The sequence below is a fragment of the Streptomyces sp. NPDC018026 genome (genome assembly GCF_044327745.1).
Taxonomy (GTDB): domain Bacteria; phylum Actinomycetota; class Actinomycetes; order Streptomycetales; family Streptomycetaceae; genus Streptomyces; species Streptomyces rubrogriseus.
Genome location: NZ_JBIRFY010000006.1, coordinates 149,417 through 173,672, shown reverse-complemented (window position 1 = coordinate 173,672; position 24,256 = coordinate 149,417). Strand labels below are relative to the sequence as shown.

At 71.0% G+C, this 24,256-nt stretch carries 25 protein-coding genes; 15 read left to right on the top strand and 10 right to left on the bottom strand.

From position 1 onward, the window contains the following. The first annotated feature begins 73 nt into the window (after positions 1–73). From atpE to ACH4D3_RS20440, 8 genes are all read left to right on the top strand, one after another. Positions 74–304 (top strand): ATP synthase F0 subunit C, encoded by a 231-nt coding sequence (atpE, locus tag ACH4D3_RS20475; RefSeq protein ID WP_398323856.1) that lies wholly within the window; start codon positions 74–76, stop codon positions 302–304. 41 nt (positions 305–345) lie between these two features. Next, complete coding sequence (locus ACH4D3_RS20470) at positions 346–900, top strand: F0F1 ATP synthase subunit B (RefSeq protein WP_398323854.1); 555 nt, start codon at positions 346–348, stop codon at positions 898–900. A 5-nt stretch (positions 901–905) separates the two neighbouring features. Beyond that, on the top strand, positions 906–1,721 hold the full coding sequence (locus tag ACH4D3_RS20465; protein ID WP_398323852.1) for a F0F1 ATP synthase subunit delta: 816 nt from the start codon (positions 906–908) through the stop codon (positions 1,719–1,721). Between the two features lie 193 nt (positions 1,722–1,914). Further along, a complete protein-coding gene (gene atpA, locus ACH4D3_RS20460) occupies positions 1,915–3,504 on the top strand; it encodes a F0F1 ATP synthase subunit alpha (RefSeq protein WP_398323851.1) in 1,590 nt (529 codons plus the stop codon). A 21-nt stretch (positions 3,505–3,525) separates the two neighbouring features. Continuing rightward, a complete protein-coding gene (locus ACH4D3_RS20455; protein ID WP_398323849.1) occupies positions 3,526–4,443 on the top strand; it encodes a F0F1 ATP synthase subunit gamma in 918 nt (305 codons plus the stop codon). Further along, positions 4,443–5,879, top strand: a complete 1,437-nt coding sequence (gene atpD, locus ACH4D3_RS20450; RefSeq protein WP_109033448.1) for a F0F1 ATP synthase subunit beta — start codon at positions 4,443–4,445, stop codon at positions 5,877–5,879. The genes ACH4D3_RS20455 and atpD overlap by 1 nt, the downstream gene beginning before the upstream one ends. A 131-nt stretch (positions 5,880–6,010) precedes the next feature. Beyond that, on the top strand, positions 6,011–6,385 hold the full coding sequence (locus ACH4D3_RS20445) for a F0F1 ATP synthase subunit epsilon (protein ID WP_115744235.1): 375 nt from the start codon (positions 6,011–6,013) through the stop codon (positions 6,383–6,385). A 142-nt stretch (positions 6,386–6,527) separates the two neighbouring features. After that, entirely contained in the window at positions 6,528–6,974 is a 447-nt protein-coding gene (locus ACH4D3_RS20440; protein WP_109033450.1) for a DUF2550 domain-containing protein, read from the top strand. Between the two features lie 18 nt (positions 6,975–6,992). Here the strand turns inward: ACH4D3_RS20440 and ACH4D3_RS20435 are convergent, their stop codons facing one another. The 3 genes from ACH4D3_RS20435 to ACH4D3_RS20425 form a co-directional block, all read right to left on the bottom strand. After that, positions 6,993–8,825 carry a glycosyl hydrolase family 18 protein gene (locus tag ACH4D3_RS20435; RefSeq protein WP_398323847.1) on the bottom strand — a complete coding sequence of 611 codons (1,833 nt, stop codon included), beginning with the start codon at positions 8,823–8,825 and terminating at the stop codon, positions 6,993–6,995. A 147-nt stretch (positions 8,826–8,972) separates the two neighbouring features. Further along, positions 8,973–9,614 carry a response regulator gene (locus ACH4D3_RS20430; RefSeq protein ID WP_398323845.1) on the bottom strand — a complete coding sequence of 214 codons (642 nt, stop codon included), beginning with the start codon at positions 9,612–9,614 and terminating at the stop codon, positions 8,973–8,975. Next, positions 9,611–10,807, bottom strand: coding sequence for a sensor histidine kinase (locus ACH4D3_RS20425; protein WP_398323843.1), 1,197 nt, complete (start codon positions 10,805–10,807; stop codon positions 9,611–9,613). Before ACH4D3_RS20425 ends, ACH4D3_RS20430 begins: the two co-directional genes overlap by 4 nt. A gap of 152 nt (positions 10,808–10,959) precedes the next feature. On the opposite strand from ACH4D3_RS20425, the gene ACH4D3_RS20420 reads away from it, so the two are divergent. Further along, positions 10,960–11,547, top strand: a complete 588-nt coding sequence (locus tag ACH4D3_RS20420) for a hypothetical protein (protein ID WP_398323841.1) — start codon at positions 10,960–10,962, stop codon at positions 11,545–11,547. A gap of 93 nt (positions 11,548–11,640) precedes the next feature. Here the strand turns inward: ACH4D3_RS20420 and ACH4D3_RS20415 are convergent, their stop codons facing one another. From ACH4D3_RS20415 to ACH4D3_RS20405, 3 genes are read right to left on the bottom strand one after another with little or no spacing between them, the layout of a single operon-like run. After that, positions 11,641–12,213 (bottom strand): cob(I)yrinic acid a,c-diamide adenosyltransferase, encoded by a 573-nt coding sequence (locus ACH4D3_RS20415; protein WP_398323839.1) that lies wholly within the window; start codon positions 12,211–12,213, stop codon positions 11,641–11,643. Between the two features lie 13 nt (positions 12,214–12,226). Next, positions 12,227–12,976 (bottom strand): ABC transporter permease, encoded by a 750-nt coding sequence (locus ACH4D3_RS20410; protein WP_398323837.1) that lies wholly within the window; start codon positions 12,974–12,976, stop codon positions 12,227–12,229. A 17-nt stretch (positions 12,977–12,993) separates the two neighbouring features. Continuing rightward, positions 12,994–13,776, bottom strand: coding sequence for an ABC transporter ATP-binding protein (locus tag ACH4D3_RS20405; RefSeq protein WP_398323835.1), 783 nt, complete (start codon positions 13,774–13,776; stop codon positions 12,994–12,996). Positions 13,777–13,869: 93 nt separating this feature from the next. Between ACH4D3_RS20405 and ACH4D3_RS20400 the strand changes: the two genes are divergently transcribed. The 4 genes from ACH4D3_RS20400 (at position 13,870) to ACH4D3_RS20385 (ending at position 18,865) form a co-directional block, all read left to right on the top strand. Continuing rightward, positions 13,870–14,511: a TetR/AcrR family transcriptional regulator gene (locus ACH4D3_RS20400; RefSeq protein ID WP_398323833.1), complete on the top strand. Its 642-nt coding sequence runs from the start codon at positions 13,870–13,872 to the stop codon at positions 14,509–14,511. 136 nt (positions 14,512–14,647) lie between these two features. Beyond that, positions 14,648–15,496: a 3-hydroxyacyl-CoA dehydrogenase family protein gene (locus tag ACH4D3_RS20395; protein ID WP_361004530.1), complete on the top strand. Its 849-nt coding sequence runs from the start codon at positions 14,648–14,650 to the stop codon at positions 15,494–15,496. 202 nt (positions 15,497–15,698) lie between these two features. After that, positions 15,699–16,022 (top strand): STAS domain-containing protein, encoded by a 324-nt coding sequence (locus ACH4D3_RS20390; protein WP_003973611.1) that lies wholly within the window; start codon positions 15,699–15,701, stop codon positions 16,020–16,022. A 233-nt stretch (positions 16,023–16,255) separates the two neighbouring features. Further along, positions 16,256–18,865 (top strand): ATP-binding protein, encoded by a 2,610-nt coding sequence (locus tag ACH4D3_RS20385; RefSeq protein WP_398323830.1) that lies wholly within the window; start codon positions 16,256–16,258, stop codon positions 18,863–18,865. 100 nt (positions 18,866–18,965) lie between these two features. Here ACH4D3_RS20385 and nucS read toward each other — a convergent pair whose 3' ends face one another. Then, the gene (gene nucS / locus ACH4D3_RS20380; protein ID WP_356862871.1) at positions 18,966–19,637 is read right to left on the bottom strand and encodes an endonuclease NucS; all 672 of its coding nucleotides are present in this window, start codon (positions 19,635–19,637) and stop codon (positions 18,966–18,968) included. A gap of 279 nt (positions 19,638–19,916) precedes the next feature. Between nucS and ACH4D3_RS20375 the strand changes: the two genes are divergently transcribed. Next, positions 19,917–20,309, top strand: a complete 393-nt coding sequence (locus ACH4D3_RS20375; protein WP_003973607.1) for an SCO5389 family protein — start codon at positions 19,917–19,919, stop codon at positions 20,307–20,309. Positions 20,310–20,390: 81 nt separating this feature from the next. Here the strand turns inward: ACH4D3_RS20375 and ACH4D3_RS20370 are convergent, their stop codons facing one another. Then, positions 20,391–21,419, bottom strand: coding sequence for an LLM class flavin-dependent oxidoreductase (locus tag ACH4D3_RS20370; protein WP_398323828.1), 1,029 nt, complete (start codon positions 21,417–21,419; stop codon positions 20,391–20,393). A 256-nt stretch (positions 21,420–21,675) separates the two neighbouring features. On the opposite strand from ACH4D3_RS20370, the gene ACH4D3_RS20365 reads away from it, so the two are divergent. Continuing rightward, positions 21,676–22,008, top strand: a complete 333-nt coding sequence (locus ACH4D3_RS20365) for an ATP/GTP-binding protein (RefSeq protein ID WP_398323827.1) — start codon at positions 21,676–21,678, stop codon at positions 22,006–22,008. A gap of 21 nt (positions 22,009–22,029) precedes the next feature. On the opposite strand, the gene ACH4D3_RS20360 is transcribed toward ACH4D3_RS20365, so the two are convergent. Both ACH4D3_RS20360 and ACH4D3_RS20355 read right to left on the bottom strand, forming a co-directional pair. Further along, positions 22,030–22,899 carry an ABC transporter permease subunit gene (locus ACH4D3_RS20360; protein WP_398323825.1) on the bottom strand — a complete coding sequence of 290 codons (870 nt, stop codon included), beginning with the start codon at positions 22,897–22,899 and terminating at the stop codon, positions 22,030–22,032. Continuing rightward, positions 22,896–24,167 carry an ABC transporter ATP-binding protein gene (locus ACH4D3_RS20355; protein WP_398323823.1) on the bottom strand — a complete coding sequence of 424 codons (1,272 nt, stop codon included), beginning with the start codon at positions 24,165–24,167 and terminating at the stop codon, positions 22,896–22,898. The genes ACH4D3_RS20360 and ACH4D3_RS20355 overlap by 4 nt, the downstream gene beginning before the upstream one ends. Between the last annotated feature and the right edge of the window lie 89 nt (positions 24,168–24,256).

The window sequence follows — 24,256 nt, the reverse complement described above, 5'->3', positions numbered from 1 at the left end:
CAGAGCGCCTGCGAACTCCAATGATCGTCCGGTGGCCAACCCCCACCGGTCCGTAAAGAAAAGGAATACTGGCATGACCACGACCCTTGCTGCCGTCGAAGGTTCCCTCGGTTCCATCGGTTACGGCCTCGCCGCCATCGGCCCCGGCGTCGGCGTCGGCATCATCTTCGGCAACGGCACCCAGGCCCTGGCCCGTCAGCCCGAGGCGGCCGGTCTGATCCGCGCCAACCAGATCCTGGGCTTCGCCTTCTGTGAGGCGCTCGCCCTGATCGGTCTGGTCATGCCGTTCGTCTACGGCTACTGATCGCTGATCCCAGACCAGCCGACTAGACGAAAGGCAAACCCATGAGCCCGATGCTCCAGATCGCGGCAGAGGAGATGGAGAATCCCCTCGTCCCGCCGATCCCCGAGCTCGTCATCGGCCTGATCGCCTTCGTCATCGTCTTCGGCTTCCTCGCCAAGAAGCTCCTCCCGAACATCAACAAGGTTCTGGAAGAGCGTCGCGAGGCCATCGAGGGCGGTATCGAGAAGGCCGAGGCCGCGCAGACCGAGGCCCAGAGCGTCCTCGATCAGTACAAGGCCCAGCTCGCCGAGGCCCGGCACGAGGCCGCGCGGCTGCGCCAGGAGGCGCAGGAGCAGGGCGCCACGCTCATCGCCGAGATGCGCGCGGAAGGCCAGCGGCAGCGTGAGGAGATCATCGCCGCCGGTCACGCCCAGATCCAGGCCGACCGCAAGGCCGCCGCGTCCGCGCTGCGCCAGGACGTCGGCAAGCTGGCCACCGAGCTGGCCGGCAAGCTGGTCGGCGAGTCCCTCGAGGACCACGCCCGCCAGAGCCGTGTGATCGACCGCTTCCTGGACGAGCTGGACGACAAGGCGACGACGGCAGAGGCAACCCGATGAGTGGGATGCACGGAGCGAGCCGCGAGGCCTTGGCCGCCGCACGCGAGCGTCTCGACGCGCTGACGGACTCCACGTCCGTGGACGCAGGCTCGCTCGCCGACGAGCTGGCCGCCGTCACCGCGCTGCTGCACCGCGAGGTGTCGCTGCGTCGGGTCCTCACCGACCCGGCGCAGTCCGGCGAGGCCAAGGCCGAGCTCGCGCAGCGTCTCCTCGGCACCCAGGTCAGCGGCACCGCCGTCGACCTGGTGGCCGGCACGGTGCGCTCCCGCTGGTCGCAGTCCCGCGACCTGGTGGACGCGCTGGAGGAGCTGGCGAACACCGCCGACCTCACCGCCGCCCAGAAGCGGGGCCGGCTCGACAACGTCGAGGACGAGCTGTTCCGGTTCGGCCGGATCATCTCCTCCAACACCGAGCTGCGTGCCGCGCTCACCAGCCGGTCGGCCACCACCGCGGCCAAGAGCGAGCTGCTGCGCGGCCTGCTCGGCGGCCGGGCGGAGCGGACCACCGAGCGTCTGGTGACGCGCCTTGTCACCGCGCCGCGGGGACGTAGCCTGGAGTCGGGACTCGAGTCCCTGTCCAAGCTCGCCGCCGACCGGCGGGACCGGATGGTCGCCGTGGTCACCTCGGCGGTGCCGCTGAGCGACACGCAGAAGCAGCGCCTCGGCGCGGCCCTCGCGAAGGTCTACGGCCGTCCGATGCACCTGAACCTCGACGTGGACCCCGAGGTCCTCGGCGGAATCCGGGTGCAGGTCGGTGACGAGGTCATCAACGGCTCCATCGCGGACCGTCTGGAGGACGCCGGCCGCCGGCTGGCGAGCTGACGTCCGCGCGACGCCGGTCGCGACAACAGCACAGCACGTGGCAGCACAGCAGTAACAGAGCAGTAGCAGTACGTACTTACGACGGCCCTGGTTGGGCCGTGCAGAGGATTCACCTCTCATTGGGGGGAGTCCCGACTCGTGGAATACCCCCCAAGTGAAACTTCGGGCCCAACAAGGAGAGCAGGGAACTCAGATGGCGGAGCTCACGATCCGGCCGGAGGAGATCCGGGACGCACTGGAGAACTTCGTCCAGTCGTACAAGCCGGACGCGGCCTCGCGCGAGGAGGTCGGTACGGTCACCCTTGCCGGCGACGGCATCGCGAAGGTCGAGGGCCTGCCCTCGGCCATGGCCAACGAACTGCTGAAGTTCGAGGACGGCACCCTCGGCCTCGCCCTCAACCTCGAGGAGCGCGAGATCGGTTGCGTCGTCCTCGGTGAGTTCAGCGGCATCGAGGAGGGACAGCCGGTCTCGCGTACCGGTGAGGTCCTCTCCGTGGCCGTCGGCGAGGGCTACCTCGGCCGCGTCGTCGACCCCCTCGGCAACCCGATCGACGGCCTCGGCGAGATCGAGACCTCCGGTCGCCGCGCCCTCGAACTGCAGGCCCCCACGGTCATGCAGCGCAAGTCGGTGCACGAGCCGATGGAGACGGGCTACAAGGCCGTCGACGCCATGACCCCGATCGGCCGCGGTCAGCGTCAGCTGATCATCGGCGACCGTCAGACCGGCAAGACCGCCCTGGCCGTCGACACGATCATCAACCAGCGCGACAACTGGCGCACCGGCGACCCGAACAAGCAGGTCCGCTGCATCTACGTCGCCATCGGCCAGAAGGGCTCCACCATCGCGTCCGTGCGCGGCGCGCTGGAGGAGAACGGCGCGCTGGAGTACACGACCATCGTGGCCGCCCCGGCGTCCGACCCGGCCGGCTTCAAGTACCTGGCGCCGTACACCGGCTCGGCCATCGGCCAGCAGTGGATGTACGAGGGCAAGCACGTCCTGATCATCTTCGACGACCTGTCGAAGCAGGCCGACGCCTACCGCGCCGTGTCGCTGCTGCTGCGCCGCCCGCCGGGCCGCGAGGCCTACCCGGGTGACGTCTTCTACCTGCACTCCCGTCTGCTGGAGCGCTGCGCGAAGCTCTCCGACGCCGAGGGTGCCGGCTCGATGACCGGTCTGCCGATCGTCGAGACCAAGGCCAACGACGTGTCGGCGTTCATCCCGACCAACGTCATCTCCATCACCGACGGCCAGTGCTTCCTGGAGTCCGACCTGTTCAACGCCGGTCAGCGTCCGGCCCTGAACGTCGGTATCTCGGTCTCCCGCGTCGGTGGCTCCGCCCAGCACAAGGCGATGCGCCAGGTCTCCGGCCGACTGCGCGTGGACCTCGCCCAGTTCCGCGAGCTGGAGGCGTTCGCCGCCTTCGGTTCCGACCTGGACGCCGCGTCGAAGGCGCAGCTGGAGCGCGGTCAGCGCATGGTCGAGCTGCTGAAGCAGAACCAGTACCAGCCGATGGCCACCGAGGACCAGGTCGTCTCCGTCTGGGCCGGTACCAACGGCAAGATGGACGAGGTGCCGGTCGCCGACATCCGCCGCTTCGAGAAGGAGCTGCTCGAGTACCTGCACCGCCAGGAGCAGGGCCTGATGACCTCCATCAAGGAGGGCGCCAAGATGTCGAACGACACCATCCAGGCCATCGACGACGCCGTCGCCGCGTTCAAGAAGCAGTTCGAGACCTCGGACGGCAAGCTGCTCGGCGAGGACGCCCCGTCCGCCGCCAAGTGACGTAAGGAAGGGACCTGACTCATGGGAGCCCAGCTCCGGGTCTACAAGCGTCGCATCCGATCCGTCACCGCGACCAAGAAGATCACCAAGGCGATGGAGATGATCGCCGCCTCGCGCGTCGTCAAGGCGCAGCGCAAGGTGGCGGCCTCCACGCCGTACGCGCGGGAGCTCACCCGCGCGGTCACGGCGGTCGGTACCGGGTCGAACACGAAGCACCCGCTCACCACGGAGGCGGACAGCCCGAGCCGTGCCGCGGTCCTGCTCCTCACGAGCGACCGCGGTCTGGCCGGCGCCTTCAACTCCAACGCCATCAAGGCGGCGGAGCAGCTGACCGAGCGCCTCGAGCGTGAGGGCCGCCAGGTCGACACGTACATCGTCGGCCGGCGCGGTCTGGCTCACTACAACTTCCGCGAGCGCAAGGTCGCGGAGTCGTTCGCGGGCTTCACCGACGAGCCGGCGTACGCGGACGCCAAGCAGGTCGCGGCGCCGCTGATCGAGGCCATCGAGAAGGACACGGCCGAGGGCGGCGTGGACGAGCTCCACATCGTCTACACCGAGTTCGTCTCGATGATGACGCAGACGGCGATCGACTCCCGGCTGCTGCCGCTGAGCCTCGACGAGGTGGCCGCGGAGTCGGGCGCGAAGGACGAGATCCTTCCGCTGTACGACTTCGAGCCGTCGGCGGAGGACGTCCTCGACGCCCTGCTGCCGCGCTACGTCGAAAGCCGCATCTACAACGCGCTGCTGCAGTCGGCTGCCTCCAAGCACGCCGCCACCCGGCGCGCGATGAAGTCGGCCACCGACAACGCGGGCGAGCTGATCAACACGCTCTCCCGTCTTGCCAACGCGGCCCGCCAGGCCGAAATCACCCAGGAAATCAGCGAGATCGTCGGTGGCGCCAGTGCCCTGGCCGACGCGAACGCGGGGAGTGACAACTAATGACCACCACTGTTGAGACCGCGACGGCCACGGGCCGCGTCGCCCGGGTCATCGGCCCGGTCGTCGACGTGGAGTTCCCCGTCGACGCGATGCCGGACATCTACAACGCGCTGCACGTAGAGGTCGCCGACCCGGCCAAGGAGGGCGAGCTCAAGACGCTGACCCTCGAGGTCGCCCAGCACCTCGGTGACGGCCTGGTCCGCACCATCTCCATGCAGCCCACCGACGGTCTGATCCGGCAGGCCCCGGTGACCGACACGGGCGCGGCCATCTCCGTCCCCGTCGGCGACTTCACCAAGGGCAAGGTGTTCAACACCCTCGGTGAGGTGCTGAACGTCGACGAGCAGTACGACGGCGAGCGCTGGCCGATCCACCGCAAGGCCCCGAACTTCGACGAGCTCGAGTCCAAGACCGAGATGTTCGAGACCGGCGTCAAGGTCATCGACCTGCTGACCCCGTACGTCAAGGGCGGCAAGATCGGTCTGTTCGGCGGTGCCGGCGTCGGCAAGACGGTGCTCATCCAGGAGATGATCTACCGCGTCGCCAACAACCACGACGGTGTGTCCGTGTTCGCCGGTGTCGGTGAGCGCACCCGTGAGGGCAACGACCTCATCGACGAGATGAGCGAGTCCGGCGTCATCGACAAGACCGCGCTTGTCTTCGGTCAGATGGACGAGCCGCCGGGCACCCGTCTGCGCGTCGCGCTGGCCGGCCTGACCATGGCCGAGTACTTCCGCGACGTCCAGAAGCAGGACGTGCTGTTCTTCATCGACAACATCTTCCGCTTCACCCAGGCGGGCTCCGAGGTGTCGACCCTGCTCGGCCGCATGCCCTCCGCGGTGGGCTACCAGCCGAACCTGGCCGACGAGATGGGTCTCCTCCAGGAGCGCATCACCTCGACCCGTGGTCACTCGATCACCTCGATGCAGGCGATCTACGTCCCCGCGGACGACCTGACCGACCCGGCCCCGGCCACCACCTTCGCCCACCTCGACGCGACGACGGTGCTCTCCCGTCCGATCTCCGAGAAGGGCATCTACCCGGCCGTGGACCCGCTGGACTCGACGTCCCGCATCCTCGACCCGCGGTACATCGCGGCGGACCACTACCAGGCCGCGATGCGCGTGAAGAACATCCTGCAGAAGTACAAGGACCTGCAGGACATCATCGCGATCCTCGGTATCGACGAGCTGGGCGAAGAGGACAAGCTCGTCGTCCACCGCGCCCGTCGCGTGGAGCGCTTCCTGTCCCAGAACACCCACGTCGCCAAGCAGTTCACCGGCGTCGACGGGTCGGACGTCCCGCTGGACGAGTCGATCGCGGCCTTCAACGCGATCTGCGACGGCGAGTACGACCACTTCCCGGAGCAGGCGTTCTTCATGTGCGGTGGCATCGAGGACCTGAAGAACAACGCCAAGGAGCTGGGCGTCTCCTGAGCCTCGGCTCGCGGTGAGCCGTACGGCTGACCATCCGGAGGGGGCGGGCGCGTCCCGTCCCCTCCGGCACGCCCCTTAGACTTGTAACCAACACCCGGCTCTCCCGCCGGGTGGTGACCCGAGGAGCCACCTTGGCTGCTGAGCTGCACGTCGCGCTGGTCGCGGCCGACCGAGAGGTCTGGTCCGGCGAGGCCACCCTGGTCGTCGCGCGCACCACGTCCGGCGACATCGGCGTCATGCCCGGTCACCAGCCGCTGCTCGGTGTGCTGGAGTCGGGCCCGGTGACCATTCGTACGAGTGACGGCGGGACGGTCGTCGCCGCGGTGCACGGCGGTTTCATCTCGTTCGCCGACAACAAGCTGTCGCTGCTGGCCGAGGTCGCCGAGCTGTCGGACGAGATCGACGTCCACCGCGCCGAGCGCAAGCTCGAGCGCGCGAAGGCGGAGGGCGACGCCCACGCCGAGCGTCGCGCGGACGTCCGACTGCGCGCGGCGGCGGGACGCTGATCCACAGCACAGTGCGATAGCGTCGTGCCATGACGTCACTCAGCCGCGGCTGGGACCGGAGCCATCCGGACCCGGCCGCGGCTGAGGCAGATCCGGGTGTTTTTTCCGTTCCGTTACCTAGGAGACGAGGAGGTCGGTGTCGATGGCCCTCGCTCTGACTGTGTGCGGAATCGTGGTGGCCGTGGTGGTGATCGGCCTCTTCGTCTTCGGTCTGCGCCGCCGGCTGATCCAGCGCTCGGGCGGCACCTTCGACTGCTCCCTGCGCTGGGACGCCCCCAAGGAGGGCGACACCGGCGGCAAGGGCTGGGCGTACGGGGTGGCCCGCTACAACGGCGACCGGGTCGAGTGGTACCGCGTCTTCTCGTACTCCCCGCGCCCGCGCCGCGTGCTCGAACGCTCCGCGATCGAGGTGGCCGGCCGCCGGCTGCCGGACGGCGAGGAGGAGCTGGCGTTGCTGTCCGACGCCGTGATCCTGGCCTGTCTCCACCGGGGCACCCGGCTGGAACTGGCGATGAGCGAAGACGCGCTGACCGGATTCCTCGCGTGGCTTGAGGCAGCCCCGCCCGGTCAGCGCGTCAATGTCGCTTAACTGTCCTTACGGCTGTTCTTACTTCAGGCCGCTGTCGATGGCGCTCACCAGTTCGCCGTTCGTGGTGTCGCCGCTGAACTCCCAGAAGAAGGCGCCGCCGAGGCCCTGCTGCTCGGCCCAGTCCATCTTGGACTTGATGGTGGCCGGGGTGTCGTAGGACCACCAGTTGGTGCCGCAGTGGGCGTACGCGGTGCCGGCGACGGTGCCGGTGGCCGGGCAGCTGTTCTTGAGGACCTTGTAGTCCTCGATGCCCGCCTCGTAGGTGCCGGTCGCCGGGCCGGTGGCGGTGCCGCCGGGCGCGGACTGCGTGACGCCGGTCCAGCCGCGGCCGTAGAAGCCGATGCCGATCAGCAGCTTGTCGGCCGGGACGCCCTGGGCCTTGAACTTCGCCATCGCGTCGGCGGTGTTGAAGCCCTGCTGCGGGATGCCGTCGTACGCGGTCAGCGGCGAGTGCGGGGCGGTCGGACCCTGCTTCGCCCAGGCGCCGAAGAAGTCGTACGTCATCACGTTGTACCAGTCGATGTACTTCGAGGCCTCGCCGTAGTCGGCGGCTTCGATCTTGCCGCCGTCCGAGCCGTCGGCGGTGACGGCCGCGGTGATCAGGTAGTCCTGGCCGAACTCGGCGCGCATGGCCTTCATCATGCTGCTGAAGGCGTTCGGGGCGCTGGTCTCGTCACAGCTGAGACCGCAGGCGTTCGGGTACTCCCAGTCCAGGTCGATGCCGTCGAAGACGTCGGCCCAGCGCGGGTCCTCGACCAGGTCGTGGCAGGACTTCGCGAACGCGGCCGGGTTCTTCACGGCGTCGGGGAAGCCGCCGGACCAGGTCCAGCCGCCGAAGGAGTAGAGGATCTTGATGTTCGGGTACTTCGCCTTCAGCTTGCGCAGCTGGTTGAAGTTGCCGCGCAGCGGCTGGTCCCAGGTGTCGGCGACGCCGTCGACGGACTGGTCGGCGGTGTAGGCCTTGTCGTAGTCGGCGTAGGAGTCGCCGATGGTGCACTTGCCGCCCTGGACGTTGCCGAAGGCGTAGTTGATGTGCGTGATCTTGTCGGCGGAGCCGGAGGTGACCAGGTTCTTCACGTGGTAGTTGCGCCCGTAGACGCCCCAGTTGGTGAAGTAGCCCATCTTGACCTCGGCACCCGGGTTCGGGTTCGGTTCGCCGCCGCCGTCGCCGGTGGTCGTGACCTTCACGGAACCGCTGGCCGGACCGGTCTGGTCGGCGGTGTCACGGGCCTTGACGCTGTACGAGTAGGCGGTGCCCTTGCTGAGGCCGCTGTCCGTGTAGGTGGTGCCGGTGACGGTGGCGACCTTCGCGCCGTCCCGCAGGACGTCGTAGTTCTTGACGCCCTTGTCGTCGGTCGCCGCCGACCAGGACAGCTTCACCGAGGTGTCGGTGATGTTGGAGGCGGTGGGCGTGCCCGGCGCGGAGGGGGCCTCGTCGCCGGGGACCGAGGTGCCGTCGCAGCTGCCGCCGTTGAGCTTGCAGTTGGACGGGGAGCCGGGGCCGCTGCCGTTGAAACCGAAGGAGACCGAGGCGCCGGGGGCGAGCGTCCCGTTCCAGCCGACGTTCTTGGCGGTCCAGTGGTCGGCGGAGTTGGTGACGGTGGCGTCCCAGGCGGAGGTGACCTTGGTGCCGGAGGGGAAGTCCCACTCGACGGTCCAGGAGCTGAGGGAGGTGGTGCCGGTGTTCTTCACCGTCCACTTGCCGCCGAAGCCCGTGCCCCAGTCCGAGGTCTTCTCGAAGGTGGCCGTCGCGCTCGCGGCGGCCTGGGCCGGGCTCGCGAGGCCGACCAGGCCGGCGAGGGGAAGCGCCAGGGTCGCTGCGAGTGCCGCGGCTTTGTGTCTGAAGCGCATGTGCGCCTCCTTTTATGGGGATGTTGTCGAGGGCATGACTGAGCCTCATGCCCGCAGTGCGGCGAGAATAGAAAGGTCTGGACCACAGGTCAATAGGTCTGGACCAATGTGGCGGCCAGTGGTTGAACCTGTGATTGACAGGGAAAACTAGATCCCCAACTCCTGCGCCAGCACCGCCGCTTGCACCCGGCTGCGCAGCCCCAGCTTCCCCAGCAACCGGCTGACGTGCGTCTTCACCGTGGCCTCCGCCATGTCGAGACGCTCGGCGACCGCCGCGTTGGACAGCCCCTCGCCGAGGCAGGAGAGCACCTCGCGCTCACGCCGGGTCAGCTCCCGCAGCACGGCCGGATCCGCGGCCGGCTCGCGCACCGGGTTCGCGGCGAACTCGGCGATCAGCCGCCGGGTGACGGCCGGGGCCACGATGCCCTCGCCGCCCGCCACCGTGCGCACGGCCGCGATCAGGTCCCTGGCGTCGGTGTTCTTCAGCAGGAACCCGGCGGCTCCCGCCCGCAGCGCCCCGAAGACGTACTCGTCCAGGTCGAAGGTGGTCAGCACCAGCACGTCGGCGAGCTGCTCCCCGACCACGATCCGGGTCGCCGACACCCCGTCCAGGCGCGGCATCTGCACGTCCATCAGCACCAGGTCGGGACGCAGCTCCCGGGCCAGCGCCACCGCCCGCTCGCCGTCCGCGGCCTCGCCCACCACCTCGATGTCCGGTGCGCTGCCCAGGATCAGCACCAGCCCCGCGCGGACGGCGGACTGGTCCTCGGCGACGAGGACGCGGATCATGCGAGGTCTCCTTCGGTCAGGGGCAGGGTGGCCCGTACGGCCCAGATCTTGCCGCCCGCCGGGCCGGGGTCCGGCACCGCCCCGGCCTCGAACGTGCCGTGCAGCAGTGCGGCCCGCTCCCGCATCCCGACCAGACCGGCGCCGGAACCGGGGGCGCGCGGGGTGTCCCGGTCGCCGTACGGGCTGGTCACCCGGACCCGCAGGGCGCCCTCGTGCCGGTCCAGCCGGACCAGGACGGTGCCCTTGGCGGCGTGCTTGAGGGCGTTGGTGAGCGACTCCTGCACGATCCGGTACGCGGCCAGCTCGACCGGCGCGGGCAGGTTCTCGCCGGGTGCCGCGTCCAGGGTGACGTCGAGGCCGTTGGCGCGGGCGCCGTCGACCAGCGCGCCGAGCCCGTCGAGGGTGGGGGCGGCGGCCGGCTCGGTGTCCCCGTCCTGGTCCCGCAGGATGCCGATGAGGCGTCGCATCTCGGCCAGTCCCGCCACGCTGTTCTCGCGGATCACGCCGAGCGCCTGCCGGGTGGTCGCCGCGTCGTCCAGGGAGAGCGCGGCCGTGGAGTGGATGGCGATCGCGGACAGGTGGTTGGCGACCATGTCGTGCAGCTCGCGGGCCATCCGGGAGCGCTCCGCCGTCACCGCCTGGACCCGGTCCATCTCGGCGAGCAGCGCGGTCTGCTCGGCCCGCAGCAGGGCGGCGTCGGCGGCCTCGCGGTGGTTGCGGACGATGAGCCCCGTGGAGGCGGGCGCGAAGGACACGACGCCGACGGCGACACCGATGAGCAGCGCCTCGGGCACCCGCCACAGCGCGTACGGCACGACGGTGCCGGCCACGGTGAGCAGCCCGGTGATCCACGGGATGCGGCGGGCCGAGGCGGGCGGGCCGTACAGCACGGCGGCGTACATCAGATCGGTGTACATGATCAGCGTGACCAGGCTGCCCTGCGTGAGCGTGTCCGCGACCAGCGCGGCGGTGCCGATCAGCAGCCCGGTGCGGGGCGCCGCCCGGCGCAGCAGCTCGCAGCCCGCCATGACGGCGAGCGGGACGAGCAGCGGCCAGCGGCCGTCGAACAGCACCACCGGCTCGTCGGCCGGCCGCACGCCCAGGCCGATCCCCCACAGCAGCAGCCCGCCCAGCAGCCCGGCCGACGCGGCGTACACGTCGAAGCGGCGCGGGCGGGGGAGTCGTACGGCCATGCCACCATCCAACACGGCCCGTGCCCCGCGCGCCTGATCCCGGGGAAGGGTCCCGCACTGCATCTTTCGATGTACCGGAGGTTCGTCACCGGCGACGACGAAGGCGGCGGATTCCGACGGGAGCCTGGAAGGGTGAACGAAGGGAGTGCGTCGTGGTCGTCGCGTTGATCATCGCCTGTGAGGTCGGCTTCTGGGTCCTGCTGGCCCTGGGGCTGGGCGCCCGCTACCTGCTGAAGTGGCGCCGCACCAGCGTGGTCCTGCTGCTGTGCGAGCCGGTGCTGGAACTGGTGCTGTTCGCGGTGACGGCGTGGGACCTGAAGAACGGCGCCGAGCCCGGCTGGGAGCACGGCCTGGCCGCGCTGTACATCGGCTACACCGTCGCCTACGGCCACTACACGATCCGCTGGCTCGACGGCCACGCCGCCCACCGCCTGGGCGGGGGACCGCCACCGGTCAAGCCCCCGCGCTACGGCATGCCCCGGGCCGCCCACGAGGGCCGGCTGTGGCTGCGCACCCTGCTGGGCGCGGCCGTGGCCTGCGCGCTGCTCCAGGGCGCGGTCTGGTACGTCGGCGACGAGGGCGACGTCTCGTCGCTGCGTTCCTTCCAGTGGACGGCCCTGCGCGTGGTCGGCATCCACGGCCTGATCGCCCTGACGTACCTGATCTGGCCGAAGAGGGGCCCGGCGGGCACGGCTTCGACCGAGGCGGGCGGGAGCGCCCCCGAAGGGGCGCGGGGCTGAGTCGACGTGCGGCTCTGCCGCGTGGGCGCGACCAGCCACGACGGAGCAGCAGACGAAAGACGGCACCGGTCCCCGGCACCCCCAGCGGAGCGCCTAGCGTTCCCCGCCCGGCACCCACAGCACGTCGCCGACCTCCTTGTTGGCCACCCGGGCCAGGATGAACAGGAGGTCGGAGAGGCGGTTGAGGTAGGTCGCCGTCAGCGGGTTCATCGTCTCGCCGTGGGCCTCAAGCGCCGCCCAGGTGGAGCGCTCGGCCCGGCGGACCACCGTGCACGCCTGGTGCAGCAGGGCCGCGCCGGCGGTGCCGCCGGGGAGGATGAAGGAGCGGAGCTTCTCCACCTCGGCCAGGTAGCGGTCGCAGTCCGCCTCCAGCTTGTCGACGTAGAACTGCTCGACCCGCAGCGGCGGGAACTCCGGGTTCTCCACCACCGGCGTCGACAGGTCCGCGCCCACGTCGAACAGGTCGTTCTGGACACGGACGAGGACCTTGACGACCTCCTCGGACAGACCGCCCAGCGCCATGGCGGTACCGATCACCGCGTTCGCCTCGTTGGCGTCGGCGTACGCGGAGATCCTGAGGTCGGTCTTGGGGACCCGGCTCATGTCGCCGAGGGCGGTGGTGCCCTGGTCGCCGGTCCGGGTGTAGATGCGCGTCAGGTTGACCATGGGGCCAGCGTAGTTACGCTCCGGCGGTCCGGAACACGCGTGTGCCCACCGTCACGGCCAGTGCGGTGAAGGCCAGGGCGACGAGGACGCCGTACAGCATGTGCGCGCTCGCGTAGGAGCCGATGTAGGCGTCCCGCACCGCGTCCACCAGATAGCGGAACGGCATCAGGTGCGACAGCACGTCCAGCCACGCCGGGCCCAGGGTCATCGGGAGCATCAGGCCGGACAGCAGCATCGACGGCATCGTCAGCGCGTTGATGGTGGGCCCGAACTCCTGCGGGGTGCGGACCTTCATCGCCAGCGCGTACGACAGCGAGGCCAGCGAGACCGTGAGCAGGGCGACGAAGGCGAAGCCGATCAGCACGCCGGGCAGCGGTGCGCGCAGGCCCATCACCAGGGCCGCCAGCACCAGCAGCACCGCCTGGAAGGCGAAGACGGTGGCGTCCCGCAGGACCCGGCCCAGCAGCAGCGCCAGGCGGCTGACGGGCGTGACGCGCATCCGCTCGACCACTCCCTGGCTGTTCTCGATGATGATCGAGAACCCGGCGAAGGAGGCGCCGAACAGGCCGAGTTGCAGCAGCAGGCCGGGGACCAGTACCTGCCAGGAGCTGCCCTGACCGCCGAGCGGCAGGTCGGTCAGCAGCGGGCCGAAGAAGAGCAGGTACAGCAGGGGCATCAGCACGCCGAACAGCAGCGCGAAGCGGGAGCGCAGCGACTGGCGCAGATAGCGGCCGTAGATCAGGCCGGTGTCGTGGAGCAGCATCGGGAATCCTCGAAGGGTCAGACGGCGACGGGGGCGGCGTCGGCCGGAGCCGCGCTGCGGCCGGTGACGGCCAGGAAGGTGTCCTGGAGGGAGGCGTCGGGCGAGCCGCCGTACTCCCGCTTCAGGGCGGCGGGAGTGCCCTCGGCGACCACCACGCCGCCGTCCACGACGACCAGGCGGTCGGAGAGGGCGTCGGCCTCGTCCAGGTAGTGGGTGGTCAGGAAGACCGTGGTGCCGTGTTCGGTGCGCAGCCGGCGGACCAGGTCCCACAGGTCGGCGCGGCTGCCCGGGTCCAGGCCGGTCGTCGGCTCGTCCAGGAAGAGCACCTTGGGGCGGTGCGTGAGCGCCATCGCGATGTCCAGCCGGCGCCGCTGCCCGCCGGAGAGCGCGCCGCACTTGCGGTCGAGCAGCTCGCTCAGGTCCAGGTCGCGGGCCAGCTCGTCGGCGCGTTCGACCGCCCGCGCCTTGGTCAGCCGGTACAGGCGGCCCTGGGTGACCAGCTCCTCCCGGACCGTGATCTGCGTGTCCACCCCGCCCGACTGCGCCACGTACCCGCACGCCGCGCGCACTCCGGCCGGGTCGGTCGCCAGGTCGTGCCCGGCGACGGTGGCCGCGCCGCCGGTGGGGGCGAGCAGGGTGGTGAGCATCCGCAGGGTGGTGGTCTTGCCCGCGCCGTTGGGGCCCAAGAAGCCCAGGATCTCGCCCTCGCGGACGGTGAGGTCGATGCCGCGCACCGCCTCGACCGGGCCGCGCTTCGTGGCGAAGGTGCGGGCCAGCTGGGCCGTACTGATGATTGCCATGCGCTCCAGAAAAACAGAGTCACTGAAATTTTGCAACGACACCAAGTTTTCACTCGCCCCAGACTGTGCTGTCGGCGCAGCTAGGATGCGGTCATGGCCGAGGGACTCAGGGAACGGAAGAAGCGGCAGACCCGGCAGTACATCTCGGATGTCGCCACCGGGCTGTTCCTGGAGCGCGGCTTCGAGGCCGTGACGGTGGCGGAGGTCGCGGACGCCGCGAACGTCTCCGTCAACACCGTGTACAACTACTTCCCGGCCAAGGAGGACCTGTTCCTCGACCGCTCCAAGGGGGTCGTCGACCGGCTGTCGCGCTGGGTGCGCGGGCGCCGCGACGGGGAGTCCGCGGCGTACGCGGTCCTGCGCGAGCTGCGCGACGAGGTCGAGTCGGTCTCGCCGCGGGTCGGCCTGATGGACGGATATGCCGGGTTCATGAAGGTCGTCCACGAGTCGCCGGCCCTGCGGTCCCGGATGTGGGCCATCGGCCAGGAGGTCCTCGTCAACCTGGAGAAGACCCTCAGGGAGGAGACGGGCGCCCCGGCCGAGGACCCGCTGCCCTCCCTGATGGCCGGTCAGATCAACTGGCTGCACGGCACGGTGATGGTGGAGATCGGCCACCGCATGGTCGCGGGCGGCAAGCCCTCCGAGGTGTCCCGCGACATGCTCCTGCTGCTGGACGAGATGGAGGAGCTGTTGAGCGAGAAGGTGCTCAACTACGCCGTACGAGGCGCGCTGTGACACCCGAACGGCACCCCTCGGTGTGACGTCCGTCATTTGAGACGTGACGCGCGTTACTAACCGGTCACACAGCGCCTCACGCCCGCTAATCTCCGGCCGAGAGACGACAATCAGCGCGTATCAGGGGAGTCGCACAGTGGCACGGAAGCTCGCCGTCATCGGAGCCGGTCTCATGGGGTCCGGCATCGCCCAGGTCTCCGCCCAGGCGGGCTGGGAGGTCGTCCTGCGCGACGTCACCGACGAGGCGTTGCGGCGCGGCACCGACGGCATCAGGGCCTCCTACGACAAGTTCGTCGCCAAGGGGAAGCTCGACGCCGACGACGCCGAGGCCGCGCTCGGGCGCATCACCGCGACCACCGACCTGGACGCCGCCGCCGACGCGGACGTCGTCGTCGAGGCCGTCTTCGAGAAGCTGGAAGTCAAGCACGAGATCTTCCGTACCCTGGACAAGCTGGTGAAGGACGGGGCGATCCTCGCGTCCAACACCTCCGCCATCCCGATCACCAAGATCGCGGCCGTGACGGAGCGCCCCGAGCGGGTCGTCGGCACCCACTTCTTCTCGCCGGTGCCGATGATGCAGCTGTGCGAGCTGGTGCGGGGCTACAAGACCAGCGACGAAACGCTCGCCACCGCACGCGAGTTCGCCGAGTCCACCGGCAAGACCTGCATCGTCGTCAACCGCGACGTCGCCGGATTCGTGACCACCCGGCTCATCTCCGCCCTCGTCGTCGAGGCCGCGAAGCTGTACGAGTCGGGCGTCGCCACCGCCGAGGACATCGACCTCGCCTGCAAGCTGGGCTTCGGCCACGCCATGGGACCCCTGGCCACCGCCGACCTGACAGGCGTGGACATCCTGCTGCACGCCACCGGCAACATCTACACCGAGTCCCAGGACGAGAAGTTCGCCCCGCCGGAGCTGATGCGCCGGATGGTGGACGCCGGTGACATCGGCCGCAAGAGCGGGCAGGGCTTCTACAAGCACTGAGGTCACGTCAGCCCCGGCAAACGTCACACGCCGGGGTGAATTCGGTATCGGTTCGCTTACAGACGGCAACCTCCGGTCGTTTCGGCCAGTCAGAGGGTGCAGTGCCTGATATCGCCGAGAGACCACAACGCGCGCAACGCACCGCCAAGACGAAGAACAAGACGAAGAAGACGACGAAGAAGACGCACGCCGGGGAGCGCATATGCACATCAGGGGCGACCACGTCGAGCTGGTCGTCGGGGGCCGCCTCGACGTCCGCAGCGCGGCGGACGCCCGTACGGTCCTGCACTCGGCCGTCGACGACGGAGTCGGCGACCTGGTGCTCGACCTGTCAGAGCTGGACTCCTGGGACGCCACCGGACTCGGCGTGATCATGGGAGCCCACCGGCGGGCCGGCCGCTGCGGCCGACGGCTGGTGCTGCGCGGCGTGCCGCCGCAGATGCAGCGCCTGCTGGTGGCCACCCGGCTGCACCGGATCCTCGCCATCGAGGGCGGCATCGGTGTGGAGACCCTGCCCCGCGTGTAAGTGAAGGTTCACACCTCCGACACACGCAATCCTCACGAGACCGTGACCTCTCGGGCCGCCCGGCACCCCGGACTGTCGGAGATACTGGGCGAAGGTTTAGGGTCTGGCTGCCCGCTGCCTTTGCAAACCCGCCGGCGGGCCCGGACCAGAAGCGACAGCGCGGTGTGCGGCAAGGCCGGGAGGGTGGTCCCTGCCGGGGCCCTGCACACGACGCTTTTGGGGGGCTTGAACCAATGGACCCGAACAACCGGGGCCCTGAGGAGTACGGCCAGGACGGCGACCACCAGGCGCCGCGCCCGCGCCCGCACAGGGACCCCATCACCTCCGACTTCGGACAGCACGCGCCCGCGCTCGCCCGCACGGTGCAGCTGGTGTCCGGCGACTTCCTGCTCACCGTCAACCCCGTCGACGGCAGCGAGATCGAGGTGTGCCCGCCCTCGGAGCGGCCCACCCGGCCGGAGAAGCTCAGCGCGGCCGAACGCGCCGAGGCGGAGCGTGCCGCGCGGCCGCCCGTCCCACCGGGACCGGTCCGCACGGTCCTCGGCCTGCTGGCCCGCGAGGACGAACGCGAACGCCTGGTGCGGCTGCTCGCCCGCGGCCGTTCCGTCCGCCTCACCGGCCCCGCCGGCTCCGGCCGCACCAGCCTCCTCGACGTCGTCGCCGAGGACTGCGCGGGCCTCGCGCCCGACGGCGTCGTCCGGCTCAGCGGCCACCACCGCACCGCCGACGACCTGCTCCACGACCTCTTCTACGCCGTCCACGGCGCACCCCTGCACCGTCCCGACCGGACGGAACTCCTCGGACACCTGCGCGAGGTGGGCGCCGTCGTCGTCCTGGACGACGTCGAGTTCGGCGGCACCGCCCTCGACGAACTCCTCGACGCCACCCCCGAGTGCGCCTTCGTCCTCGGCGCCACCCCGGAAGTGGCCGCACCCTCCGCCGACTCGGCCGTCGAGGAGGTCTTCCTCACCGGCCTGGACCGCGCGGACGGCGTGGAGCTCCTTGAGCGCGCCGCCGGACGGACCCTCACCGAGGAGGAGGCCAACTGGGCCGGAGACCTCTGGTTCGAGTCCGAGGGCCTGCCGCTGCGCTTCGTCCAGGCCGGTGCCCTGCTGCGCCGCCGGGACCGGGAGCGGGCCGGCGCCGACGCCGTCGACGAGTTCGGCGTCTTCGCCGACGCCCGCCCCGCCGAGGACACCCCCTACGACGCCGCCGAGGCCGACGACGTACCCCTGCCGTCCCTCGGTGAGGCCGCCGCGCCCGCACCGCTGCTCGCCTCCCGGCTCAGCGCCTCCGCCCGCGCCACCCTGGAGTTCGCCGTCGCGCTCGGCGGCGAGGTGCCGCACCAGGCGCATCTGCCCGCCCTGGTCGGCGACACCCACGCGGACGCCGCCCTCGGCGAGCTGACCGACTGCGGACTGGTCTCCCCGGTCGCCTCCCGCTACCGGCTGGCCGCCGGTGTGCTCACCCAGCTGGAGAGCGCCGGATACGCCGACACCGTACGGGAGCGGGCGACGGCCGCCGCCCAGCACTACGCCTGGTGGGCCGGGCACCCCTCGGTCACCCCGGAGCGGGTCTGCGCGGAGGCCGACGCCGTACTGGCGGCCCTCGCCGTGCTGGTGCCCGCGACCACCCCCACCGCCGAGGACGAGGAGAGCCCGGCCGTCCAGCTGGCCCGCACCGCGGCGCCCGCGTTCGCCGCCGGGCTGCACTGGAGCGCCTGGGAACGGGCGCTGCGTTCGGGCACCGAGGCCTCCCGGCTCGCCGGTGACGTCGCCGAACAGGCCTACTTCCACCACGAACTGGGCGTCCTCGCGCTGTGCGAGGGCCAGCTGGACCGGGCCCGCGCCGAGCTGGAGGCCTCCATCGGGCTGCGCGGCGCGCTCTCCGACAAGCGCGGTGCCGTGGCCGGCCGCCGCGCCCTCGCGCTGGTCGCCGACCGCACCGGCGACACACCGGGCCTGGGCAGCGGTGCGGGCGCGTTCGCCGCGGCGGCGCCCGCCGCCGGACTCGGCGTGGTCGGGGCCGGACTCGGCCCGACGGTGGGGGAGGAGGTGCCCGACGCCCGCAACGAGGAGTCGGCGTCGCCGTCCGCGGGCGTCCCCGCGCCCTTCCCGCCGCTCCAGCCGCGTCCGCAGTCCCCCACCCTCGTCACCCGCCGCGAGCCCGACGAGGAGCCGTCCCGCACGGTCGCCGGCGGCATCAAGGGCTTCGCGCGGCGCAACCTGGTGGCCGCCGGAGCGGGCGCGCTGCTCGTCGCCGTGCTCGGCACGGTGGTGACCCTGGGGGCCACGTCCGAGAACAACGGCGGCGATCCCTCCAACGAGGTCGGCGTCAACCCGTCGGCCAGCCAGGGCGTCGACGACGGCAGCCTGGGCGCCGACCGGCCCTCGGACGACGGCCAGGGCCAGGAGACGCCCGGCGACCCCACCGGATCCGCCACCCCGGGCACGTCCGAGGCGCCGACGGCGTCGGAGTCGGGGGAGCCTTCGCAGGGGCCGAGCAGTACGGACAGCACCGACCCCGGTGACGACGAGAGCCCCGACGACCCCGGCTCGCCGGACGAGCCGAGCAAGTCGCCGAGTTCGCCGACGACGAAGCCCACGTCGCCGAAGCCGTCGGACACCGAGCCGACGGACCCCGGGACGCCTACCGAGTCCGACGACACGTCACCGACGCCCACGGAGACCGAGACGACCTCGCCGTCCACCCCGGAGACGTCCGACACCGTCAGCGGCGCCGACAGCCCGCCGGCCACCGTCTCGCAGAGCAGCACCGAGAGCACCGACCCGGGAACGGGAACCCCGGCCGGCTCGGACCCGGCGACCGGGCAGATCATCTGACCCCACCGGGGAAGGCCGCAGCACAGGAGGGCCGGGTCCGTCACACGGACCCGGCCCTGTCCACGTCGTACGCGGCGCGCCCCCAGGACGCGCCGCGCCCTCAGAACAGCCGCAGCTTGTCGTCCTCGATGCCCCGCAGCGCGTCGTAGTCCAGCACCTGGCAGCCGATGCCGCGGTCCGTGGCCAGCACGCGGGCCTGCGGCTTGATCTCCTGGGCGGCGAAGACCCCGCGCACCGGGGCGAGATGCGGGTCGCGGTTCAGCAGCTCCAGGTAGCGCGTGAGCTGTTCCACGCCGTCGATCTCGCCGCGCCGCTTGATCTCGACCGCGACGGTCCCGCCCTGGCCGTCCCGGCACAGGATGTCGACCGGGCCGATGGCGGTCATGTACTCGCGGCGGATGAGGGTGTAGCCCTCGCCCAGGGTGTCGATGCGGTCGGCGAGCAGCTCCTGGAGGTGTGCTTCCACGCCGTCCTTGATCAGGCCCGGATCCACGCCCAGTTCGTGCGAGGAGTCGTGGAGGATCTCCTCCATCGTGATGATGAGCTTCTCGCCCGCCTTGTTGACGACGGTCCAGACGCCCTCCTCCTCGCCCGTTCCCTCCTTCAGGGCGCAGGGCGGCGACATCCAGTTGAGGGGCTTGTAGGCCCGGTCGTCGGCGTGGATCGAGACGCTGCCGTCCGCCTTGACCAGGATCAGCCGGGGGGCCGAGGGCAGGTGGGCGGTGAGCCGTCCGGCGTAGTCGACGGAGCAGCGGGCAATGACGAGACGCATGGTCGGCAACGCTACTCGACCGGCCCGGCCCGACGCGATTCGCCCGGACCCGGGCACCGCGCGCACTGTCCCACTTCTCCCATTGGCCCCGTCTTGCCCACTGGCCGATTGTGGGCCTACCGGATGGTGTCCATCTCGGCATTCTCCTGGTGCCGTCACGATCGGTTGCTTACGGTATTGAACGGGAGGTCGCGAACTGTGTACGCAGCGTGTTCGGAATCGCGCACTCCCTTAACTGTCCGGCAACCCCTGCTGGTCGGGGGTGCGAGAGGAGAACCCATGTCGCTCGACGTCTCACCGGCCCTACTCGAACAGGCCGAGCGAGGCGAGGTCGACGAAGCAGACTTCGTCGACTGCGTCCGGACCTCCCTGCCCTACGCATGGGAGATGGTCAGCTCCCTGGTGGCACAGCTGAAGGTCGACGGCGGAGCGTTCGCCGACAACCAGACGCCCCCGCCGGACGAGCAGGCGCGCGGTCAGCTCCTGCGTGCGCTCGCGAGTGACGCGATACGCGGTGCACTGCAGCGGCACTTCGGGGTGCGGCTGGCCTTCCAGAACTGCCACCGGGTGGCGGTGTTCCCGTTGGACTCCTCTGTCGACGAGACGCTGACCAAGTTCACCTCGGTGCGCAGCCAGTTGCTGAACCAGTCGCCGGAACTGCGCGACTGCTGAGGCCCGCGGTCCTCGCTTGCCGCTCCGTACGCGGGAGGTGCAGTTCTGTACCGGAGCGGCAAGCTCCCCGCCCGGGGGAGGTCAGCGGAGCTGGGGGAGTACCTCGGCCCCGAGCCGCCGTACGTTCTCCTCGGTCGCCGCCAGGTCTCCCGAGCCCTCGACGAGCAGGGCGAAGCGGGAGATGCCGGTCCGCTCGCCGGTCGCCGCGAGCCGGTCCGCGCACAGCCGGGGCGTGCCCACCGGGTGCAGCCCGCAGAGCAGTTCGGTGTAGGCGTGCGGGTCGCGCATCTGCCGGGCCCGGCCGTCCACCGTGACGTGGGCGCCGAGTCCCTGACGCAGCCAGCCCGGCATCGCCTTGAGCAGGGTCTCGGCCGCGTCCGTGCGCCGGTCCGCGATCTGGCAGACACCGGCCGAGACGTGTCCGGCGCCGTGGATCTCCGCCGCCGGACGCCCGGCCGCCCGCGCGTGGCGCCGCCACAGGGCGACCATCTCCGCCTTCTCCTCGTCGCCGACGTGCATCCCGAGGAGCATCGGCAGCCCCCGCTCGGCCGCCATCCGCACGCTCGACGGCGAGGTGCAGGCGACGACGACCTCCGGGCCCGGCTCTTCCGACAGGGACTCCGACGGGCGCGGCACGACGGGCACCTCGCGGAAGCGGTAGCGGTCGCCCGCGGCGCCGACAGCCGGCTCGCGCAGCCAGCGCAGCAGCAGGTCGAGCGAGTCCGGAAACCCCGTCTCGTACGCCTGAAGACCCGCGCCGAACACCTCCAGGTCCACCCACGGGCCGCCGCGGCCCACACCCAGCGAGAAGCGGCCGCCGCTGGTGACGTGCAGCAGCGCGGCCTGCTCGCCGAGCGCCACGGGGTGCACGGTGGGCAGCACACTCACCGCGGTGCCGACCCGCAGCCGCCGGGTGCGGCCCAGCAGCAGCGCGGCCAGGGTCACGGCCGACGGACACGTGCCGTACGGCACGAAGTGGTGTTCGGCCAGCCAGACCGTGTCCAGCCCGGCCTCCTCGGCGACCTCGGCCGAGCGGACCGCGCGGTGCAGCGCCTCCCCCTGACCCTGGCCCGGGAACTGGGCACCCAACACGAAACTTCCTACGCGCATTGCCTTTTCCTGCTTCCTCGGCCCCGACGTGGAGCTCCCCCACACGGCATAACCGCCTGACACGTGCCGAGGACACGGCCGGACGAAGGAATTTGCGGATTGTCTGCAGAATCGGCCGTTGTGGGACGGTGCGTGGGCCCGGACGGACAACACCGGTCGGGGGGAGTCGCGGTGTTCGGCGCCGTACGCGTACCCGTGTCCGTGCCGCGTAGGCTGGATGCCGCCCTGCTTCCTGTATAGCTCCGTGAGGTGTCCTGTGTCCCCGCGTCGCAACCGACCCAAGGGAGCCGGTTCCTCCGGCCGGAGCGCCGAGGAGGACGGCTCCGGCCGCTACGGCGGCTGGCAGTCCTCGGAGGACTGGCAGGGCGAGGAGTGGAGCGTACGGCACGTGGCGGGCGCGAGCGCGCAGGGCAAGTCGTACCGCTGCCCGGGCTGCGACCAGCTCATTCCGGACGGTGTCCCGCACGTCGTGGCGTGGCCGGCCCACTCGGGCGTCGACGACCGCCGGCACTGGCACAAGGCGTGCTGGAACGCGAAGGACCGCCGCACCTCACGGGTGCAGCGGTCCCGTAACGCGCCGAGGTTCTGAAGACCCCGCCACACCTTTCGGCTACACGTCCCGCCTCTCCAGCAGGACGAAGGCGGCGGCGAACGCGGCCGCGGTGACGCCGAGCAGGATCCACAGCGGGTCCCAGCCCGAGGGCCCCGACTCGGAGAGCGAATTGGCGTAGAAGATGCTCATCTGGTTCGGGATCGAGTACTCGAACAGCGCCTGCTGCACGTCCTTGAGCGACGCCGAGAACATGAACAGCGCGATCACCAGCGGGGCGAGCAGGACACCGATCATGATGGTGATGGCGCCCGCCGAGTGCCGGATGATCGAGCCCATGGCCAGCGAGAGCAGCCCGAGCAGCGCGACGTAGAGCGAGACGCCGACGGTGCCCTTCAGCCACTCCGCGCCGGTCGGGTTCTCGGCGCCGTGGCCCTCCAGCATGGACACGTGGGCCAGCCCGACCAGCGTCGCGCAGACCAGGGTCACCACGAGCGCCAGCAGGAAGAACACGATGCCCTTGGCGGCCAGCACCCGGCCTCGGCTGGGGCAGGCGGTCAGCGTCGTGCGGATCATCCCCGTGCCGTACTCCGAGGCGGTGGTCAGTACGCCCAGCGTGATCACGCACATGCTGCCGAGCAGCAGGCCGAAGAAGCCGAGGCTCAGCGCGCTCTCGCCGGCCAGGTCGGCGTCCGAGCTCGCCACCACCGCGCCGGTCAGCAGCCCGATGCCGAGGACCAGCAGGACGAACACGCCCAGCGTCCACATCGTCGAGCGCACCGACTTGATCTTCGTCCACTCGGAGGTCAGCGCGTGCACCAGGGTCGTGCGCACCACCGGGATCGGCGACGTGTAGGTCGGGAACGGCGCACCGGGCGCCGCGTGCCAGTCGGGCGCGGCCTGCTGCGTCGGGGGCTGGGGCGTGCTCATCGGACGTCCTCGGGCTTGGTCGGGTCGGTGACGGGCGCGGAGACGGGCGCGGGGCCCGCCGCGGGCGGCGTCGGCGCGCCGGCGGGAGCCTGGGGCATCGGCGGCGGCTGGGGCGCCTGCTGGGCCGCGTAGGGGTTGGCCGGCTGACCGCCCGGGACCGCTCCGGGCGCCACCGGGGCGCCGTACGGGCTCGCGGGGGCCTGGCCGGGCGCGCCCTGCGGCGCGGCGAAGGGCTGACCGCCCTGCTGGGGCGGCGGCGGCGCGTACCACCCGGGCTGGCCCTGGCCGGGCACCGGCATCGGCGGCTGCGCGCCGGGCGGCAGGGGCTGCTGGAGCCCCGCCTTCTGGTCGGTGGTCGACCGGTAGTCCACGGCGCCCTGCGTCATCCGCATGTACGCCTCCTCCAGCGAGGCCTGGTGCGGAGACAGCTCCCACAGCCGTACGTCACTGGCGTGCGCGACGTCGCTGATGCGGGCGAGGGCGAGCCCGGTCACCCGCAGCGCGCCGTCCTGCTCGGGCAGCACGTGGCCGCCGGCCTCGGTCAGCGCCGAGGTCAGCTTCTCGCGCAGCTGCGGATCGGTGTCCGGCGTCCGCACGCGCGCGAAGTCGGCGGAGTTGGCCGAGATGAAGTCCGTCACGCTCATGTCGGCCATCAGCTGGCCGCGCCCGATGACGATCAGGTGGTCGGCGGTCAGTGCCATCTCGCTCATCAGGTGCGAGGAGACGAAGACGGTGCGGCCCTCCGCGGCGAGCGCCTTCATCAGGTTGCGCACCCAGTGGATGCCCTCCGGGTCGAGGCCGTTGACCGGCTCGTCGAAGAGCAGCACCTGGGGGTCGCCGAGCAGCGCGGCGGCGATGCCGAGCCGCTGGCCCATGCCGAGCGAGAAGCCCTTGGAACGCCGCTTGGCCACGTCCTGGAGGCCCACCACGCCGAGCACCTCGTCCACCCGCCGGGCCGGGATGCCGGACAGCTGGGCGAGGCTCAGCAGGTGGTTGTGGGCGGCCCGCCCGCCGTGCACCGCCTTGGCGTCCAGCAGTGCCCCGACGTGGCGCGCGGCGTTCGGCAGCTTGCGGTACGGGTGGCCGCCGATGGTCACGTGCCCCGCCGTGGGGTTGTCCAGGCCCAGGATCATCCGCATCGTCGTCGACTTGCCCGAGCCGTTGGGCCCGAGGAAGCCGGTGACGGCACCGGGCCGCACCTGGAAGGAGAGGTTGTACACAGCGGTCTTGTCGCCGTATCGCTTGGTCAGGCCGACAGCCTCGATCATGCTCCGCACCCATCGGAAGGTTCAGGGACAGCAGGGCACACGCCCCCGTAAGGGTTAGGAGGATATCCACGCGCTGACGGTTCCGTTCA

Excerpts from the sequence above, each read along its gene's own strand:
- ACH4D3_RS20385 (WP_398323830.1), top strand. The coding sequence starts at position 16,256 with ATGGACCCGAACAACCGGGGCCCTGAGGAGTACGGCCAGGACGGCGAC.
- ACH4D3_RS20375 (WP_003973607.1), top strand. The coding sequence starts at position 19,917 with ATGTCGCTCGACGTCTCACCGGCCCTACTCGAACAGGCCGAGCGAGGC.
- ACH4D3_RS20415 (WP_398323839.1), bottom strand. The coding sequence starts at position 12,213 with ATGGTCAACCTGACGCGCATCTACACCCGGACCGGCGACCAGGGCACC.
- ACH4D3_RS20410 (WP_398323837.1), bottom strand. The coding sequence starts at position 12,976 with ATGCTGCTCCACGACACCGGCCTGATCTACGGCCGCTATCTGCGCCAG.
- ACH4D3_RS20355 (WP_398323823.1), bottom strand. The coding sequence starts at position 24,167 with ATGATCGAGGCTGTCGGCCTGACCAAGCGATACGGCGACAAGACCGCT.
- ACH4D3_RS20430 (WP_398323845.1), bottom strand. The coding sequence starts at position 9,614 with ATGATCCGCGTCCTCGTCGCCGAGGACCAGTCCGCCGTCCGCGCGGGG.
- ACH4D3_RS20455 (WP_398323849.1), top strand. The coding sequence starts at position 3,526 with ATGGGAGCCCAGCTCCGGGTCTACAAGCGTCGCATCCGATCCGTCACC.
- ACH4D3_RS20440 (WP_109033450.1), top strand. The coding sequence starts at position 6,528 with ATGGCCCTCGCTCTGACTGTGTGCGGAATCGTGGTGGCCGTGGTGGTG.
- ACH4D3_RS20390 (WP_003973611.1), top strand. The coding sequence starts at position 15,699 with ATGCACATCAGGGGCGACCACGTCGAGCTGGTCGTCGGGGGCCGCCTC.
- ACH4D3_RS20405 (WP_398323835.1), bottom strand. The coding sequence starts at position 13,776 with ATGGCAATCATCAGTACGGCCCAGCTGGCCCGCACCTTCGCCACGAAG.
- ACH4D3_RS20400 (WP_398323833.1), top strand. The coding sequence starts at position 13,870 with ATGGCCGAGGGACTCAGGGAACGGAAGAAGCGGCAGACCCGGCAGTAC.
- ACH4D3_RS20425 (WP_398323843.1), bottom strand. The coding sequence starts at position 10,807 with ATGGCCGTACGACTCCCCCGCCCGCGCCGCTTCGACGTGTACGCCGCG.
- atpE (WP_398323856.1), top strand. The coding sequence starts at position 74 with ATGACCACGACCCTTGCTGCCGTCGAAGGTTCCCTCGGTTCCATCGGT.
- atpA (WP_398323851.1), top strand. The coding sequence starts at position 1,915 with ATGGCGGAGCTCACGATCCGGCCGGAGGAGATCCGGGACGCACTGGAG.
- ACH4D3_RS20360 (WP_398323825.1), bottom strand. The coding sequence starts at position 22,899 with ATGAGCACGCCCCAGCCCCCGACGCAGCAGGCCGCGCCCGACTGGCAC.
- ACH4D3_RS20465 (WP_398323852.1), top strand. The coding sequence starts at position 906 with ATGCACGGAGCGAGCCGCGAGGCCTTGGCCGCCGCACGCGAGCGTCTC.
- ACH4D3_RS20435 (WP_398323847.1), bottom strand. The coding sequence starts at position 8,825 with ATGCGCTTCAGACACAAAGCCGCGGCACTCGCAGCGACCCTGGCGCTT.
- ACH4D3_RS20470 (WP_398323854.1), top strand. The coding sequence starts at position 346 with ATGAGCCCGATGCTCCAGATCGCGGCAGAGGAGATGGAGAATCCCCTC.
- nucS (WP_356862871.1), bottom strand. The coding sequence starts at position 19,637 with ATGCGTCTCGTCATTGCCCGCTGCTCCGTCGACTACGCCGGACGGCTC.
- ACH4D3_RS20370 (WP_398323828.1), bottom strand. The coding sequence starts at position 21,419 with ATGCGCGTAGGAAGTTTCGTGTTGGGTGCCCAGTTCCCGGGCCAGGGT.
- atpD (WP_109033448.1), top strand. The coding sequence starts at position 4,443 with ATGACCACCACTGTTGAGACCGCGACGGCCACGGGCCGCGTCGCCCGG.